This window comes from Staphylococcus marylandisciuri (assembly GCF_025519785.1).
GTDB classification, from domain to species: Bacteria; Bacillota; Bacilli; order Staphylococcales; family Staphylococcaceae; genus Staphylococcus; species Staphylococcus marylandisciuri.
The window spans coordinates 41909-59520 of record NZ_JAOPKZ010000017.1 but is presented as its reverse complement, the minus strand read 5'-3'; the positions used below and the strand labels follow the sequence as shown (position 1 = coordinate 59520).

Sequence of the window (17612 nt, the reverse complement as noted above, 5' to 3'; positions counted from 1 at the left end):
CAGTCATTCAAGTTGGTTTATTTGTTAAATAATAATTTAAGGAGTGAAGTCAAATGAATAAAGTTTTATCATTACAACAAGAAACAATTTCAAAAGAGGTACAATTAAAAGCAAAATCTTCAAAAAGCCAAAACTGTAAAAATAGCAGTCATTCAAGTTGGTTTATTTGTTAAATAATAATTTAAGGAGTGAAGTCAAATGAATAAAGTTTTATCATTACAACAAGAAACAATTTCAAAAGAGGTACAATTAAAAGCAAAATCTTCAAAAAGTCAAAACTGTAAAAATAGCAGCCATTCAAGCTGGTTTATTTGTTAGAGTTAATTTTTAATAATAGAGACAATGAAGGTGTTTAATACACCTTTATTGTCTCAATTTTTATGAAGGTGATAATCTTTGAATGTATATAAAATATTTAAACTTACTATAAATAATAAAAAGAAAAAGATGTATCTAGCTTTAATTATTATACTATCTTTATTTTTTACAATAGCATCTCTATACTTCCCAATATTAATAAGAAACATTATAAACCAATTAGAAAACAATCAAATAAATACTTTAATTGTCGTTTCTTTAGTTTTATTCTTAATATTAAGATCTCTGATTGAAGGGGTAAATGAATATATAATCTCAAAATTTGGAAATATAATAATTAAAGATTTGCAACAGAATATATATAATAGAATAATAAATTACCCAACATATTTCTTTGATATGTATAAAAGTGGCGAGCTATCAAGTAGATTAGTAAATGATACAGAAGTAATAAAAGATTTAATAACTTTCCATATTCCGAAAGTTATAAACGGGATTATCATGATTATTGGTGCGATCGTTTTAATAGCGCTATTAGATTGGAAATTAACTATAGTAATACTGTTAATAGCACCTTTGATTTTTGGGATAATTCTGCCAATGATGAAAAAATTGGAAAATACTGGAGAGATACAACAGTACGAAGTATCTAAATTTATATCTAAGACTCAAGAGACATTTAAAAATATTAAAATGGTAAAAGCGTCTACTGCCGAAGACGCAGAAAAGAGAATTATTTCCAAACATATTAATAATCTATTTAACGTAAATCTATACGAAAGTAAAGTTATGGCATTAATTTCTCCTTTAGTGAATTTTTTGCTGATTTTAGGATTACTAGTCATTGTTGGTTACGGGGCGTTTAGAATTCAAAACGGAACATTGGCATTAGGTACTCTTATTGCATTTATAATTTATTCATTTCAATTAATGACCCCTATGAGTTCTATAAGCAGCTTTATAGGAGAATATCATAAAGCTAACGGTGCTTTCAAAAGTTTAACAAAAATTATAAATGAAGCTGAGGAAAGAAAAATTGATGAATGTGAATTTGATTTTAAGTTAAATAGTAACATATCGTTTAATAATGTGACTATGGAGTTTAACGGTAAGAAAATTCTTGATGACATATCTTTTAAATTAAGTAAAGGAAAAACTCTTACAATTATAGGTCCTTCAGGTTCGGGAAAAACAACATTACTAAATACGTTGGAAAAATTTTATAACATAACAAAAGGCAGTATAACAATAGATGGTATTAATATTAATAAAATTAGTACTAATTCCTTAAGAAAGAATATAGGATTAGTGAGTCAAGATATACCAATTATAAGTGGGACTATAAAAGATAATTTATTATATGGATTAAGAGAAGACAAAATAACAATTGACAAAATGCAAAAAAGTTTAGATTTTTCCATGTTAAATAAGCTTGTAACTAGTCAAATTGAGAATCTTAATAGAGATGTTGGAGAAGGAGGAAATAAATTATCCGGCGGAGAAAAGCAAAAATTAAATTTAGCAAGGTTATTTTTAAAGAATCCAAGTCTAATTTTATTAGATGAAGCTACTTCAAATTTGGATAACGAATCTAAAAGTGAGATTCTAAAATCTATTTCAGAACTTACACAATACAGAACTACTTTAAAAATAACGCATAATGTACAAGAGTTATGTGAGGATGAAGAGATTCTATTTATAGAAAATGGTAAAATGCTTTTTAAAGGAAGTCACGGAGAATTGTTGAAAAACAATGAAAGATATAAAAAATTCATTAAAGTTATGTCCTAACGCTTTACCTATTACCTAAAATAAGGTATCTTATATTACATAGTAGTGTTTTAGTATACTCCATAAATTGATAAGGAGGACATTAAATAATGAATGTTCAATTCAAAAAAGGGGCGTTAGAGTTATTAGTTTTATTGATTATTAGTCGACAAGACCAATATGGATACTCGTTAATTCAAATTATGACCCAAAAAATTACAATATCAGAAGGTACTATTTATCCATTGTTACGAAGACTTGTTAAAGAGGAATATTTAAATAGTTATTATGAACCTTCTAAGGAAGGGCCATCACGTAAATATTATGCAATTACTATTAAAGGTAATGAGAGATTGAAAGAGTTGACGAGAGAATGGAATATGTTTACTGAATCAATAAATTCATTTATGGAAGAGAGTGATGTTCATGAATAAGGACGAATACATTGCAACTTTGAATAGACGTATGAAAAGAATAAGCAAAGAAGAAAGGAAAGATATTCTTAACGAATATGAGTCTCATTTTCTTAGTGCTTATAAAGATAATAAAAGCGATGAGGAAATTATTCGAGATTTAGGAAATCCAGTTAATATTTCAAAGGAAATAAATGCTATGAATGCTTTAAACGCTGTTAAAAACAAAAAAAGCATTAAAAATATCTTTATTGCTGTGTTTTCTATAATGGGATTAAGTGTTTTTAATTTTATTTTACTTGGATTAAGCTTATTTGTATTTATGTTACTTTTACCTTTTATACTAGCATATATTATTGCAGTCCCAGTTATGATAGTCTCGCCAATAATATTATTAGTTATGGGAGTTGTGAATGGATTTGATACTATTACATTAAGTGATATATTTGAAATGATAAAAGGGCTTGTTTTAGGTTTAATTTTAATCTTTATTGGATACTTCTTTGTAAAAAACTTTTTTAAATTTCTTACTTTGTATTTAAAATGGAATATAGACATTGTTAAAAAGGAGAGTTTATGATGAGAACATCTTTGATGTTAGGAATATTAGTTTTATCACTTTTTATAGCAGGATGTTCTAATAGTGATTCTAATGATATAAAGCAAAGTGATAATGATTATAAGAAAGTAGAAAAAAAAGATTTACCATCAAAGGTTTTTGATAACCAAACTACAAATTCGTACTTGTCAGAACAAGAAATTAAAGAAGCAATTAAAATATATCTAAATACAGATAATGATTTAAACGAAGCAAAAGAATATTATCAAGATAAAGTAGATTCAGAGGAAGACTTAAGTAAAAAAGAAAGTAAAGAAATTAAGAAACTAAACAAACTAACTAAAGACAACGACAATAATTTCCGTCATTATATAAGTAATAATACTCTTCCTGAAGGATATAAAAAATATTCATTTAAAATAAGCAAATACATCTCTACGTCAAACAAGGACTTTCAAAATTTAGATGAGCAAATTAATTCAAGTATCGATGAAATTACAGAAAGTGGAAAAGTATCGACTGAACATTTTAATGAAATTAGTGAAGATAGCAAAGTTGTTAATGGTAAAGAACAGGATAAAATTGAAAAATTCTTAAAAGAAAAAAATATAAAAACGAGAGCTTTTAAAAATTAAAGGCATTTTTAATTTATTATAGTATATTTTCTATATATTTAGAGCATCCTTCATAAAAAATGGGCTGTTTGTCAACAATGGTTGGTCTATAAAAATATATATATTTGATACATCAAGCAACTCTTTCCTATGTTGCTTGATGTATTTTTTATGTTTAGATACAAATAATCTAGAAATTATAAGTATTCTGTTTCTAAAATTAATGAAATTACGATAGCCGTAGGCATTTCTTTTTATTAGTTTTATTTTATTAATGATTCCTTCGATAGGACCATTTGTGAATTTGGGATATGTCATAGTGTTTTCTATAAAAGGTAAATAGTCTTTAAAAGTTTTAATAATGCGCTTTAGTCCTTCAAAGATTTCTTCATTTTCGGCTTTACTTAAAGCTTCTTCAAAATGCTTTATATCATTCATTCTTAGTGCATTTAAAATTTGATGTCCAATTCGATAAGTTGCTTCTAGTTTATCGTCTAAAGTAAGTAAATATTGTAATGCACTATAAGTGCTTTGCCAACTCTTAAAAAGTCTAAATGGATGATAATTTATAGAATTCAATTGGTAAGGGTTCTTTAAAAATAATCGCCAATAGCGCTTTAGTTTATTATATTCAGGTCTGTTTGACTTACGTTTACTATTCATAACTGATACACGGCAACGATTAATTTCTCTATTAATTGCTTGTACAATATGAAAGCGATCAATAATGATTCTAGCATTTAGGAATAATTTTTTGATTAATTCTATATAGGGTTTATACATATCAATGGATATAGTTTTAACACGTGCCCGTGTTTTAAGAGGAAGTCGACTAAAATATTTTTCAAGTTCACCTTTTCGTCGATCAGGTAAAATATCTAATATTTCGTGTGTACTTCCGTCACAATATATAAAACTCATTGCGCCTTCAACATCTTTAGTTGATTTAAACTCATCAAAAGACAAATGATTTGGCAGTATATCTGATATTTTTGGTTTAACTTGTTGAGCAATAATTTTCATTTGACGATGAACAGTTGAAGGTGAAATAAATAAATCATGCGCGATTGCTTTCTCAGAGCGTGCTTCAGCAGCCTTTTCAGCAATAGCTAGCTTTACTGAATTTGAAATCGAAGATTTTGGTTGAACGAAAGATGTCTTAGCTGTGAAAGTTTCACCACAAGCCTTACAATAAAATCGCTGTTTATTTAGTTCTAAGTAAGCAGGTTTATAAATGATTTCACCCAAATAAATTAATGTGTGTCGCTTGCCATTTTTAATACCACAACATTCACAAGCAATAGCATCATAGGTTAAAACAGCTTTATAAAATAGCGTTTTGATGCACTTGTAGTATATTTCTTGAGGTAGTTCATTTGAAAAATAAATATTATCTACTTTTAAACCAAGGTAATTTGTTTTATTATAAGTATACGGCATAGATATCTCTCCTTTAATTATGGTTTGGTCACTTATAATTATAGAGATATTTGTGCTTTTTTGTATTCAAACATAAAAAACGATTGATGATTTTACTCACCAACCGTTAAAAGTGTACATCCCATTTTACTTGGACGTCTTTTCCGGTTGTTGTCTAGTCCGAGGATATCATTCACCTCAAGTCTATGTTGCTAATCACATATCATGGTGCTGTTTCACTATAAGACAACCTATTTTTTGTCTAAATCATAATATAGATAGCTTAAATTCTCTAGCATAAACTTTATTTTTCAATCGCTTGCTTAACCCTTCTGGTTCAAATTCTTTATATTATGTAACCCATCTTTGGATTAAACTTTTATTCGATATTTTATATTTCTTTGTTAATGCTTTATAGCCTAATGAACTATTCAAATATTCTTGAACTACCTTTAATTTTAATTCATATTTATAATGTTTACACATAAAAATGCACCCCATAAGTTAGGTTTTTAGTCCTACTTTTGGGGTGCACATCATATATTTTAAGTCTTTTTTATTAACTCCATTTTAAAAAATAAATATATTCAGGGTTGTTCAGTAATATATCATGTAAAACGGATTCACTTTCAGATTTAAATGCATAAGACTTTCCAATTTTAAAATTTTCAGAATCGATACCAAGTGCAAGGCAAAATTTTTTGAAATTTACTGAAAAGTTAGGTTTAGTTGAAACAAATAAATCATGATCTTCTCATTTTTTTGGTTTATTTTCTTCATCTTTATGATTGGTGTAATAAATACATTCTACTTCAATTTTAATTATATCATTAAGAATCAATGGGTAATTCTCCTTGTTACGAGTGTTACTATTCCTGTTTAATTCTTCATATGATTGGTTTGCGTAGTTCATTACTTCTTTTACATTTTTTGAATAGATACCCTCAATATTTGATTGCAATTCACGACCCCAATCGTGGTTCATCAAATCGCTAATTTCTAATTTTTAAATAATTATAACTTAAGAATTGTGAATATATATATAGAGAACGTAAGTTCTTGATTTGTTATAATTATTTGTAGTAGGTAGTCTCATTATAAAATAGATTGCAAAATATAAAATAAAATTATTAAAAAATTTATATTTTTTATAATTTAAAAGGATGATTAATCTAATGGAAAACAACAAATTAAAAATTGAGCTTTTAGATGAGCTAGATAGACATTTAGAGTGGATAAAGAGTTGTGATACAAAAGCTTCAATTGTTTTAGCAATGTTAGGAGTTGTTATTGTTACTATTTCTTCTGAATTATTCTTAAATAGTCAAAGGGAAATAGTAATAAAAGTGTTGAGCAATATAAATTTTTCTAATTTAATTTATTTAAGTTTTGAAGTCGTGGTCTATTTATTATTTTTCAACGGAGTATATAATATAGTAAGGGTACTTTTTCCTCAGTTAAAAAATTCTGTTGAGACTTATAATGAGGTAGAAAATGATTCATTATATTATTTTGAAAGTATTTCAAGCAAGACTTATTCTGAGTATAAAAAGCAAAGAATCAATAGAACATCAGAAGAAGAAATCGAGGATATCTTATCCCAGATTTATATAAATTCAAAAATATCTACAAAAAAATATTATTTTTATAAGAAAGGTTTAGCATATGTACTTTGGGGAATTTTAGGAATTTTGGTTTTGCATTTTATCGGTATTATTTTAGTTAAACTAGGAGGTTTTTAAATATGGAAATAAGAGGCTATGATTACAAGTCAAGAAAGAAAAAGGTTGAAGAAATCTTAGAGAATACTAATTTTATAAATGAAGTGGAAAGATTTCCTAATAATGACAATTTTACATATGAGAATGGCTATAAAGCTTGGCTTAGTGCAATTTTTATAGATTTAAGAAATTCTACTAAATTATTCACAGAAAATAGTGAAGTAGATGTTGCCAAGGTGATTAGAGGCTTTACGTCTGAAGTTATAGAGATTTTACAAAAAGATACTCAAGATAATGAATTGAAAGAAATTGGTATTAGGGGAGATTGCGTATTTGCTGTATATTCAACTGCTAGCAAAGAAGAAATATATGATGTCTACCAACGTGCAGTTTACATTAATACCTATTTAAAAATGTTGAATAAATTATTAGATAAAAGAAATCTTCCAAATATCAAAGCAGGTATTGGTTTGGCTGCAGATAAAAATTTGGCAGTGAAGGCAGGTAGAAAGTGTTCAGGTATAAATGATTTTGTATGGATTGGAAAAGCAGTAACAACAGCGTCAAATTTAGCAGATCTTGGTAATAAAGAGGGAATTTGTCCCATTGTGATGTCAGGCACTTTTTACACTAATTATATTGATATTGAAAAGAATGAAAATTCTAAAAATTGGTGGAGAAAAAATCATGATAACCAAAATGGCGCATATTACCATGGAAATATTGTGCGTACAGACTTTGATGAATGGATTAAGGCAGGTATGGTAGATTAAAAGTTAATTATGTTTTGAAATTGTTTAAATAGGGGGCGAGTACATTGATAAAGAAATTAGACAATTTAGATTTTGAGTCAATAGAAAAATTTCCAATATATGGTTAAATTCTAATTTGGAAGCGCATGATTTTATAAAACGTGAGTATTGGATTGATAACCTAGATAAAGTGAAAAAATGTTCTCAGATTCAACAATTTACGTGTATTATGCTGATAATCAAATTGTCGGATTTGCTGGCTTATATGAACAATATATTGCAGGTCTTTTTATTACAGATAATTACTGCAATAAAGGTATAGGAAGGTTTTTTATTGGAAAGATTAAAAAGTGATTATAATGGATTTAATTTACATGTATATGAGAAGAATGAAAGAGCCATTCGTTTTTATATAAAACATCAATTTGAAATACGAACTAAGGAATTTGAAGCAGAAACTCAAGAATATGAATATTTTATGAAATGGGATAGTAATTGAAATTACAAAAGTACCAATAAATAATTTTATGTAAAAAGATAACAAATAATATACTCTATTAAGTCCCACAACTTGATAGAGCTTTTTGTTTATTAAGCATTTATGCTACTAGTTGATATTAGACGTAAAGTATTTATAGTAGTAATATATCGTTTTATCTAGCTGTACGAAAAATCAATTACAAAAAACCGCATCAACAACCGATAAGCAGAAGCGTATCATAAGTGAAGTGGGGTTGGTATCCCAATTATAGTTAGTTAAAATTTCATCAGAAAAGGTTTAATAAATTGGAAATTCCCGGTGTATTTATATTATAAAGTCTATTATCATAAAGATATATACTAAATTTTGATGTATGGAGAGATTATATGAGTGCCAACATATTAGATGAAATTAGTAAAATACTAAGTGGAGTCGAAAAATATTGGATAAATGAAAAACTAGCAAAACAAATAATAATAGAAGATTTACGTAATAACGATACTAAATTGATTTCTAAGCTTTTAGCTAATAAATCTATTAATGAAACATATGTTCAAGATATAGATGGTTATAAAGTATTCGATAAAGAAGCATTTATTTCATTGTTACGTTATAAAAATTACTGGCAAGATAGCTATACTAAGTATGCTAATAAAATTGGTTTAACGGCGGAAGGTAAATATTTGAATTATAATTCTGATGTGGTATTAAATTTTCCATTTAAGGACTGTGTACTTGAAGGTGGAATGACTAAAGAAGATAGTATTTTAAAAAATGATGAAAAATTTTATAATGAAGTGATTGCAAAAGAAGAAATTGATACTTTATTAGCACCAAAGGTATTTACAAATATAAAAAAATATAATATTGAAGGGCCACATGTTGTAGATAATATAGATTATAAAGAGAATCTAATAATAAAAGGAAATAATTTATTAGCATTACATAGTTTGAAAGAAAAATATAAAGACTCAATTAAGTTGATTTATATAGATCCACCGTATAATACCAATGGTGATAGCTTTGTATATAACGATAGGTTTAATCATTCAACATGGCTGACATTTATAAAAAATCGACTTGAATTGGCTAAAAACTTTATGAGTGATGAAGGAATAATTATGATTCAATGTGATGATAACGAACAAGCATATTTAAAAGTATTAGCGGATGAGATTTTTGGTAGAGAAAATTTTATCAATAATTTGGCAGTAATTATGAATTTAAAAGGAAATCAAGATCAATTTGCTTTTGCAGGAACACATGAATATGTATTGGTTTACAGTAAAAATAAAGAAAAAGCAGAATTTTATCAGCTAAGTTTAAAAAATTCTGAAAAACTAGAACAATGGAATCAAGACGAAATTGGTTTTTATAAAAAGGGTGCGAATTTAAAAGCAACTGGCGTAAATGCTCCCAGAAATAAAAGGCCTAACCTATTTTATCCAATATTTCTCTATGAAGATGGAACTATTAGTACTACTGAAAAAAACGGATATAAAGAAAAAATTTTACCAATTACAAATGGACAAGAAATGTCTTGGAGATGGCAAAAATCTACTCTAGAGAGAAATATCAAAGACGTTATTATAGTTAAAACTGATGATAATGTAAATCTTTACAAAAAACAAAGACCTGAAGTGGGTGATTTGCCATCTCATAAACCAAAAACTTTAATGTATAAGCCAGCATATAGTAGTGGGAATGGTACAAATCAAATTAAAAATCTCTTTAAAGAAAAAAAGTTTAATTTTGCTAAACCAGAAGAGTTGATTAAAGATTTTATAGAAATAACAACAAAAGAAAAAGATATAGTATTGGATTTCTTCATGGGATCTGCTACAACTCAAGCTGTTGCTCATAAAATGAATCGTCAATATATTGGTATTGAACAAATGGACTATATTAATGCTGTCTCTGTCCCAAGATTGCAAAAAGTTATTGAAGGTGAACAAGGCGGCATATCTAAAGATGTAGATTGGCAAGGTGGCGGTTCATTTGTATATGCAGAACTGGCAAAAGAAAACCAAGAAATTGTGGATAGAATTATAAGTAGCAGTACAAAAGAAGAGCTTAGTCAACAAATCGATAAACTATTAAATGATGGTGTTCTTAATTATGAAGTAGATTTTGATAAGTTTACAAATACTAAAAAAGAATTTAGTGAATTAGAACTTGAAGACCAAAAAGAAGTGTTAATTAGAATATTAGATAATAATCAATTATATGTTAATTACTCTGATGTTGAAGACTCAGTGTATAATTTCACTGAAGATGAAATAGCGTTTAACCATAGTTTCTATGGAGGTGTGTAAAATGTCAGAAATGTTACATGATCGTATAGAAAACCAATTATTTTTACAATATCCAGATATACCTAATTATATCGTTGATAATTTGAATCATCGTCTAAGACCGTACCAAGAAGAAGCGGTTCAAAGACTGATGTACCTCGAGGAACAAGATGAAAGTAATTTATACAACAAATTGATGTTTAATATGGCAACTGGCTCTGGTAAAACACTTGTTTTAGCTGCAACAGTTTTATATTTATATAAAGAAAAAGGTTATCAAAATTTCTTGTTTTTCGTTAATAGTACAGCGATTGTCAATAAAACCTATGACAATTTAACTAACACATCTTCAAGTAAGTATTTGTTTAATCCAGAAGGTATTGTCATTGATGGTAAAGTGATAAACATTCAAGTAGTAGATAATTATCCCGTCTTACCTGATGAAAATACGATATACCTTAAATTAACAACGATTAATGCATTGCATGATAAATTAAATTACCCAAGAGAAAATGAAATCACATATGAAGATTTAGGTCAGTTCCCTATCGTATTGTTAGCTGATGAAGCACATCACCTAAATGTCAGCACAAAGAAAAAAGGCAAAAAAAGCAATCAGCAAATTGAAGAGACTAACTGGGAAGTAACTGTTGATAGGATTATGAAGCAAAACAATAAGAATAAGTTATTAGAATTTACAGCTACGGTACAGTTAGAAGATGATATTTTTGAAAAATACAAGAATAGGATTCTTTATCGTTATGACTTAAAGGAATTTATGCAACAAGGTTACTCAAAAAACGTAACACTTTTATATGCTAGTGAAGAAAATGAAGATAAAATTATACACGCACTATTAATGAGCGAATATAAAAAATATGTAGCTAATAAAAACAATATAACTCTTAAACCTGTTGTAATGTTTCAGTCAACGTCTATTAAAGGTTCCCAAGAGATACATCGAATGATGCTTGACCGTTTAGAACAGTTAACGTATGAGCGATTAGAAATAATTATTAATAATGGTTATAAATTTTTCAGTGGTCAAAATAGTATTTGGAGTAAAGTTTTTGGGTATTATAAAAAAGCAAATTTAACAAAAGTGTTAGACGACTTGAAGTGGGATTTTAATGAACAAACTACATTGAATGTTAACAACGAAAAAGAGAAAGAGAAAAATGCGCAATTACTTAATAATCTAGAAGATAATGATAATCCTATAAGAGCTATATTTGCGGTGTACAAACTTAATGAAGGTTGGGATGTTTTAAATCTATTTGATATTGTCAAAGTTGACGAGAAGAAAAAGGTCAACAAAAATGCGACTAATGCAGAAGCTCAACTCATTGGCCGTGGGGCGAGGTATTATCCATTTATATATGAAAATCAAAAATCTTATAAACGTAGATTTGATGAAGAGTTTAGTGATTTAAAAGCAATCGAAACTCTACACTATCATACGATTAACGATTCTTCATATATTAAGAATTTACATCAATCCTTAACGGAAGCAAAAGTTCAAACAAATACTGATATAAGCGAGATACATGAAGGAAAAGTAAAAAATAAATTTAAAAAGACTGACCTTTTCAAATTCGGAAAAATATATGTTAACAAAACAGTGCCAACAACTGCTGAGGACTACAAGAATTTAGAAAATTATAGTGCACCTAGGGAACATATGAAGGAGTTATTCAAAGTAAGTGAGTCTAATTTAACTCAAGGTACCAAAGCTATAGCTGAAGATCGTAAAGAAGTAAGATTAAAGCTTAATAAGCCGTTACTACAGAAAGCTTTAAGAAGTAATCCATTCTTTAGATATTCTAATTTAAAAGGGTATGTACCTAGTATTACGAGTATGCAAACATTTATAGAGTCAAAAAACTTTTTAGGAGATTTAGATATCAGCGTAACTATACCTAAAGAGATGGATATTAGTGACATCACGCCAAAACAAAAGTTGTCTGTATTGAATGATTATTTAAGTAAATTAGAAACAAAAATTAAAAATAATTATCTAAAGGTCAAAGGTACAACTATTTTTGAAGGTATTAAACTTTCAGAATTAATCGATGACTACGTTGTTGAGGTTAATAATGTCAATAGAGATGTAACAGATTTAGAAGATCAGAAAAGACCTAAAAATATGGGACAACATGATTGGTACATTTATGATAAAGCTATTGTAAATGGTCTTGAGAGTGATTTAATTGATTTAATCAATAATATGATGGAAGATTTGCAAAATGAATATGAAGAAGTTTATTTAATACGTAACGAACGTAAAATTAAGTTTAGGGAAATCAATGGTGTCAGAGGCTTCATGCCTGATTTCTTATTGTACTTAAAGGATAATGAACACACATATCAAGTATTTATAGAACCTAAAGGTCAACATTTATTATTAAACGATAAATGGAAAGAACAATTTATGTTATCACTGAATAAAAGAGATGATATTAAAGTACTGGCTGAAAATGATGATGTTAGATTAGTAGGCTTAAGCTTTTATTCTGATGATTCAACAAAGAGAAAAGAATTCAAAGAACAGTTTAATAATAAAATATTAAATTAAGTATTGCTATTACTAAAAATGCAAACAACAATCAAAAGAATATAATTTTTATTTACTGCTAAATGTAAACCATGCGCTATGCGTATAGATCAGTAAAGGTTTTATCGTTATATCAAAAAATAGGCATCCCTCATGATAGAATAATAATTGGTCAGCCAACCAATATTATCTACATGAGGAGATGCCAATATGTCTAACATCACAAATAGTTTGGCAAATGCAAAGTGTAATTGTAAGTATCACATAGTTTTTGTGCCTAAGTATAGAAGACAAACTATATATGGAATAATAAAAAGGAATATCGGTATAATTCTGAGATAATCATCTGAAAGAAAAGGTGTGGAAATTATAGAAGCTGAAGCACGTAAAGACCATATTCATATGTTAGTAAGTATACCGCCAAAACTAAGTGTTCCCCAATTTGTTAGCTACTTAAAAGGTAAGGGTAGCTTAATGTTTCTTGATAGGCATGCACATTTGAAATATAAATATGGTAATATAAAATGTCGGTGTAAAGGTTTTTACGTCGACACGGTCGGAAGAAATAAAAAGATAATAGAACTATATGTTCGATATCAATTATAAGGCGATATCGTTGCAGAACAACTCATATTGATAGAATATATAGATGCATTTACAGGGGATAAAAATAAAAGAGTGAGAAAAAAATAGTACAGTTGGCTGATCTTTTCAGTGCCCTTATAAGGGCTGGTCAGTAACAGAGGCTTTCAGCCGCAGAGCAAACCACCCGTTTTACGGGTGGTTTTGATTTTAATATGTACTAACAGCACTTAGAATTAAAGATAAAATTGAAGAAAAGCAATACAAACTATTTTAATTAAATTTTAGGAAATATAAATATTCACTAAGAACATAAGTTCTTTTATGATATAATATAAGAACTTAAGTTCCGGGGGTGCGTCTGTGAATTATCAGAGGATTTATCAAGAAGTTGATAGGGCCATAAAAAATATGAGTAACATGGAAATGGAGACTAGGGAAGGTCAAGAGAATCTTATGTATAGCGTTTGTGAAGCTTTTGAGAAGGCTGAAAATGTTATTGTAGAAGCACAAGTAGGTATTGGTAAATCATTTGGCTACTTAATACCGGGTATTATAATTTCAATGGCTACTAATAAACCACTTATTGTTGCTAGTTCAACCATACAATTAACTGAACAATTATCTAGTGATATAAAAAAAGTAGAAAATATACTTAATGTTGATATTGAGTGTATAGTTGGTAAAGGGGTTACAAATTACCCTTGTTTTAGAAAAATTCACGATAATTTAAAATCTGAAAAGTTAAATATAGCATTAGATATTGCTAATCGAGGTTTGACTAAGCAAGAAGTAAATCATTTGTCTATAGATTGGGACGATATTAGCACTAATAGATGTATATATGAAAGATGTGTTCATAGTCAAGATTGCTCTTTTTTGAAAATGAGAAATCAAATGGTAACAGGAAATAATCACATTAGACTTAAAGGATCCAAACCAAAAGTAATAATTGTTAATCAAAATCTACTTTTACAACATTATAAAAATAAGAAAACAGGTAAAAAGGGAATAATTTATGAAAATCCTTGTTTGATTATAATTGATGAAGTACATAATTTGGAAGAAAATCAACGTGCTGCATACACTACAAGTATTAATTCTTTTTATTGCATTAGCATTTTAAAAAGTGCAATAAATAAGTTTAACAGAAATAAATACAATTTTGAATGTGTGAGTGAGTTAAAGAGTTGGTTTAATAGCCAGTTAGCTTATATAAACTCTCGTAATATGTATGAAAGTAAACCAGTTATAAATAGTGGAAGAATAGAGATTAATAAAGGTAATATTAATAACTTGAATAAGTTAATAGAAAGTTTAGAAGAATTAAAAAGCATGCTTGAAATTAAAAGTTTAGATACTTTTATTAGAAAATCAAAAGTGAATGATAATGAATTAGATGAAATAGAAAATATTATTAAAGCATTAGAAATTGTAGCTATGAATGATGATGATTATGTTATATGGAGTGAAATATTATCCAATAATCAAATTAGAATATCGTATTGTCCTAGTAATCCATCTAAAATATTAAAGAAAACTTTATTCAATGGTAATAATATAGTTGCTTGTTTTTCAGCAACGATTACAAGTGATTCTAATGAAATGGACGGCTATAACTATATAATAGAAAATATAGGATTTAATGGCTACTATGAAAATGTCGAAAGAAATGAGTTTCCATATGATGAAAGTAGATTATATATTCCGTCGCAATTGCCAAATCATAATAATCGAGATAATGAATACTATAAAGAGATAGCAAAGCATATTTACAATATATCAATACATAACTCTGGAGGTACAATGGTTTTATTTACAGCCAAAGAAGATATTTTATTTGTATCTGATGAGTTAAAAAAACTAAACATTCAAAAGTGTCTTTATTTAGACGATGGGGAAGTAAGTCAAAATGAAATCATTCAAAACTTCAAAAAAACACATGGAATAATATTAGGTACAGGAGTGTTTTGGGAAGGAATTGATTTGAAAGGAAAATATTTAACCTCACTTATAATAGTAAGATTACCATTTCCAGTTCCTGATCCAGTAATACAAAGAAAGATTGAATTACGGGGTGATAGTGAAAAAGTACTAGTACCAGAAATGATTATGAAATTAAAACAAGGCACTGGTAGATTGATCAGAACATCAAAGGATAGAGGATTATTGACTATATTGGATTCAAGAATGAATAATAAAAATTACCGATATAGAGAGTCAATATTAAATTCGATACCAATAAAAACTAAAATTGATGATTCCGATGTGATGAATTTTTTGACATCATTATAACTATTTTTTTTAAAATCATACGCATTTTTAATAGGGGGTTAATTGTAATGAATTTTATAAATCTAATAACCTATTACTCAAAGTTTAAAAAGGATATTGAAGAAAGACTTTCAATACCGTTACATTATGTGATTTTTGGTATTTTACTTATTATGTGGAATTTGAATTTTCCGTTTGATAAATTAATGAGTTTTTTAGATGAAGAGTTCAAACTTAAAATAGTATATGCATTTTCTATAGTGTATAATCATATAGTATTATTTACATTACTTATTTTGTTTTTAATTTTTATTATTATAATGATTTTCGAGAAACTTAATGTGAATAACTTTTTCCCACCTTATAAAGAATATGGAGATAGAACTAAGAGTTCAATTAATTACATATCTGCAATTAAAAGACTTGCTTATATATGTATTTTAATATATACAAAGTATTGGATTTATTACTTTCTAGCCCTAGTTCTTATTAATAATGGCAAATTTGTATATTTAAATGAAGCATCAATTAATGTAAATAGTATTTTATTGTACTTTAATATTACATTATTAATTTTATACATTATAAGGTCTATTTTTCTCTCAAATGAACCTGTTGATAATTTGCTATTTCAAATCAATGAACATGAATTAGAAGAGTATTATATTATATTAAATGAAATAAATGGATATGTAATTGTAAAGCCAGAATATAGAAAAATGACAAATTACTATTTATTAAGAAAAGATAATAGGTATAATGATACCAAATTTTATAAAGTAATTAATAAGTCTAAAAGCCTTGATGAAATTATATATAATTTTGATTATTTAACAAACAAATTATAGTTTTAATTCCAAGATGGGGCTAGACTGAGTAAAACTGAGTAATTGTAAGGATCTTCTTAATGTAATATATATTTATAGAAGGTTCTGAGTAAATAAAAAAACCACCACCACGAAATAAGCAGAACCATATCCAAATTGAAGTTTTGTCTAAAAATACTCAGGTAATCCTATAACAATAGATAGGAGGCTTACATATTAAACATCATAGGGAATTGATAATTTCGTTTCTTTACTTCGCACTTTTAATAATTAGTTTATTTGTAATTATTAAATGTTGGAATAGTATACCTCACAATATTCCAATGCACTTAAGCAATGAAAATACGTTGATTACAAAGTATATTCTTTTTTTGCCTCTTTTTTTAAGTTTGGTTAGTTTTTTGCTCTTATATGTATATCGAAAACAAAATAGCTTTAAAAATCGGACTGATTTATTTTTACAGTATTCTATAGGTCTATATTTTATTTATATTAGTAATTTTACGTATCAATATTACTAGACAGGACAAATATATTCTTTAATAACATCGTTTTACTGTCATTGCCTATTATTATAGTCGTTTGCTTAATTACTATAGAGGTATGCACTAAGTTGAGGAAGGATTATTAAATTGAAAGGTGCACTTTCTATTGTTCTCAAAAATTAATCTCCCATTGTTTCTAATCCAATTATATTGAGCAGATAATTAGATATAGCGATAACAATCATTGGTATTAATAAGCTTTTTAACTCTGCATTTATCGTTAATATTTTTAAAATCGCTTGAGTTGCTTAATATTATAGAATGAGGCTGCCACATAAAGTTCTATGCTCTTGGAAAACGATGAACGGTGTCCCAGAAGCAGGATTTACGACAGAAACGCTTTTGTCCCGCCCCTGCAGTAATACGCTAAAATATAACTAATAAAGTTAGAAAGAAAGTATTACAGTTATAGACTGCATAGCCATTAATCCTCTTCTATCAGGATTAAGTCAAGTGTTAACTGCATATTTAATATTCAATCGTTTTAAG

At 27.5% G+C, this 17612-nt stretch carries 16 protein-coding genes and 1 pseudogene; 15 read left to right on the top strand and 2 right to left on the bottom strand.

Annotation, left to right across the window (positions count from 1 at the left end):
- The first annotated feature begins 53 nt into the window (after positions 1 to 53).
- From N9R04_RS10225 to N9R04_RS10200, 6 genes are all read left to right on the top strand, one after another.
- The gene (locus N9R04_RS10225; RefSeq protein ID WP_262856672.1) at positions 54 to 173 is read left to right on the top strand and encodes a class III lanthipeptide; all 120 of its coding nucleotides are present in this window, start codon (positions 54 to 56) and stop codon (positions 171 to 173) included.
- Positions 174 to 198: 25 nt separating this feature from the next.
- Complete coding sequence (locus N9R04_RS10220; RefSeq protein ID WP_262856672.1) at positions 199 to 318, top strand: class III lanthipeptide; 120 nt, start codon at positions 199 to 201, stop codon at positions 316 to 318.
- Positions 319 to 396: 78 nt separating this feature from the next.
- A complete protein-coding gene (locus N9R04_RS10215) occupies positions 397 to 2109 on the top strand; it encodes an ABC transporter ATP-binding protein (protein ID WP_262856671.1) in 1713 nt (570 codons plus the stop codon).
- An 89-nt stretch (positions 2110 to 2198) separates the two neighbouring features.
- The gene (locus N9R04_RS10210) at positions 2199 to 2522 is read left to right on the top strand and encodes a PadR family transcriptional regulator (RefSeq protein ID WP_262856670.1); all 324 of its coding nucleotides are present in this window, start codon (positions 2199 to 2201) and stop codon (positions 2520 to 2522) included.
- Positions 2515 to 3081: an HAAS signaling domain-containing protein gene (locus N9R04_RS10205; protein WP_262856669.1), complete on the top strand. Its 567-nt coding sequence runs from the start codon at positions 2515 to 2517 to the stop codon at positions 3079 to 3081. The genes N9R04_RS10210 and N9R04_RS10205 overlap by 8 nt, the downstream gene beginning before the upstream one ends.
- Positions 3081 to 3695: an NDxxF motif lipoprotein gene (locus N9R04_RS10200; protein WP_262856668.1), complete on the top strand. Its 615-nt coding sequence runs from the start codon at positions 3081 to 3083 to the stop codon at positions 3693 to 3695. The genes N9R04_RS10205 and N9R04_RS10200 overlap by 1 nt, the downstream gene beginning before the upstream one ends.
- 30 nt (positions 3696 to 3725) lie before the next feature.
- Here N9R04_RS10200 and N9R04_RS10195 read toward each other — a convergent pair whose 3' ends face one another.
- Positions 3726 to 5114 carry an ISL3 family transposase gene (locus tag N9R04_RS10195; protein ID WP_262856667.1) on the bottom strand — a complete coding sequence of 463 codons (1389 nt, stop codon included), beginning with the start codon at positions 5112 to 5114 and terminating at the stop codon, positions 3726 to 3728.
- A 733-nt stretch (positions 5115 to 5847) separates the two neighbouring features.
- Complete coding sequence (locus N9R04_RS10190; protein WP_262856666.1) at positions 5848 to 6078, bottom strand: hypothetical protein; 231 nt, start codon at positions 6076 to 6078, stop codon at positions 5848 to 5850.
- 190 nt (positions 6079 to 6268) lie between these two features.
- On the opposite strand from N9R04_RS10190, the gene N9R04_RS10185 reads away from it, so the two are divergent.
- The 9 genes and pseudogenes from N9R04_RS10185 to N9R04_RS10145 all read left to right on the top strand — a co-directional run bounded on the left by N9R04_RS10185 (position 6269) and on the right by N9R04_RS10145 (position 16599).
- The gene (locus N9R04_RS10185) at positions 6269 to 6835 is read left to right on the top strand and encodes a Pycsar system effector family protein (protein WP_262856665.1); all 567 of its coding nucleotides are present in this window, start codon (positions 6269 to 6271) and stop codon (positions 6833 to 6835) included.
- A 2-nt stretch (positions 6836 to 6837) separates the two neighbouring features.
- Positions 6838 to 7587 (top strand): adenylate/guanylate cyclase domain-containing protein, encoded by a 750-nt coding sequence (locus N9R04_RS10180; RefSeq protein ID WP_262856664.1) that lies wholly within the window; start codon positions 6838 to 6840, stop codon positions 7585 to 7587.
- 177 nt (positions 7588 to 7764) lie between these two features.
- Positions 7765 to 7920: a GNAT family N-acetyltransferase gene (locus N9R04_RS10175; RefSeq protein WP_262856663.1), complete on the top strand. Its 156-nt coding sequence runs from the start codon at positions 7765 to 7767 to the stop codon at positions 7918 to 7920.
- Positions 7901 to 8065, top strand: a complete 165-nt coding sequence (locus tag N9R04_RS10170; protein ID WP_262856661.1) for a GNAT family protein — start codon at positions 7901 to 7903, stop codon at positions 8063 to 8065. Before N9R04_RS10175 ends, N9R04_RS10170 begins: the two co-directional genes overlap by 20 nt.
- 368 nt (positions 8066 to 8433) lie before the next feature.
- Entirely contained in the window at positions 8434 to 10362 is a 1929-nt protein-coding gene (locus N9R04_RS10165) for a DNA methyltransferase (RefSeq protein ID WP_262856660.1), read from the top strand.
- Between the two features lies 1 nt (position 10363).
- Positions 10364 to 12916: a DEAD/DEAH box helicase family protein gene (locus N9R04_RS10160; RefSeq protein WP_262856659.1), complete on the top strand. Its 2553-nt coding sequence runs from the start codon at positions 10364 to 10366 to the stop codon at positions 12914 to 12916.
- 189 nt (positions 12917 to 13105) lie between these two features.
- Positions 13106 to 13588: pseudogene (gene tnpA, locus N9R04_RS10155) on the top strand (IS200/IS605 family transposase).
- A 252-nt stretch (positions 13589 to 13840) separates the two neighbouring features.
- Positions 13841 to 15772, top strand: coding sequence for an ATP-dependent DNA helicase (locus N9R04_RS10150; protein WP_262856658.1), 1932 nt, complete (start codon positions 13841 to 13843; stop codon positions 15770 to 15772).
- 47 nt (positions 15773 to 15819) lie between these two features.
- Positions 15820 to 16599 (top strand): hypothetical protein, encoded by a 780-nt coding sequence (locus tag N9R04_RS10145; protein WP_262856657.1) that lies wholly within the window; start codon positions 15820 to 15822, stop codon positions 16597 to 16599.
- Positions 16600 to 17612 lie beyond the last annotated feature (1013 nt).

Coding starts and splice junctions, on each gene's coding strand:
- N9R04_RS10195 (WP_262856667.1), bottom strand. CDS start 5,114: ATGCCGTATACTTATAATAAAACAAATTACCTTGGTTTAAAAGTAGAT.
- N9R04_RS10160 (WP_262856659.1), top strand. CDS start 10,364: ATGTCAGAAATGTTACATGATCGTATAGAAAACCAATTATTTTTACAA.
- N9R04_RS10165 (WP_262856660.1), top strand. CDS start 8,434: ATGAGTGCCAACATATTAGATGAAATTAGTAAAATACTAAGTGGAGTC.
- N9R04_RS10220 (WP_262856672.1), top strand. CDS start 199: ATGAATAAAGTTTTATCATTACAACAAGAAACAATTTCAAAAGAGGTA.
- N9R04_RS10175 (WP_262856663.1), top strand. CDS start 7,765: ATGTTCTCAGATTCAACAATTTACGTGTATTATGCTGATAATCAAATT.
- N9R04_RS10190 (WP_262856666.1), bottom strand. CDS start 6,078: ATGAACCACGATTGGGGTCGTGAATTGCAATCAAATATTGAGGGTATC.
- N9R04_RS10185 (WP_262856665.1), top strand. CDS start 6,269: ATGGAAAACAACAAATTAAAAATTGAGCTTTTAGATGAGCTAGATAGA.
- N9R04_RS10200 (WP_262856668.1), top strand. CDS start 3,081: ATGAGAACATCTTTGATGTTAGGAATATTAGTTTTATCACTTTTTATA.
- N9R04_RS10225 (WP_262856672.1), top strand. CDS start 54: ATGAATAAAGTTTTATCATTACAACAAGAAACAATTTCAAAAGAGGTA.
- N9R04_RS10180 (WP_262856664.1), top strand. CDS start 6,838: ATGGAAATAAGAGGCTATGATTACAAGTCAAGAAAGAAAAAGGTTGAA.
- N9R04_RS10205 (WP_262856669.1), top strand. CDS start 2,515: ATGAATAAGGACGAATACATTGCAACTTTGAATAGACGTATGAAAAGA.
- N9R04_RS10210 (WP_262856670.1), top strand. CDS start 2,199: ATGAATGTTCAATTCAAAAAAGGGGCGTTAGAGTTATTAGTTTTATTG.
- N9R04_RS10145 (WP_262856657.1), top strand. CDS start 15,820: ATGAATTTTATAAATCTAATAACCTATTACTCAAAGTTTAAAAAGGAT.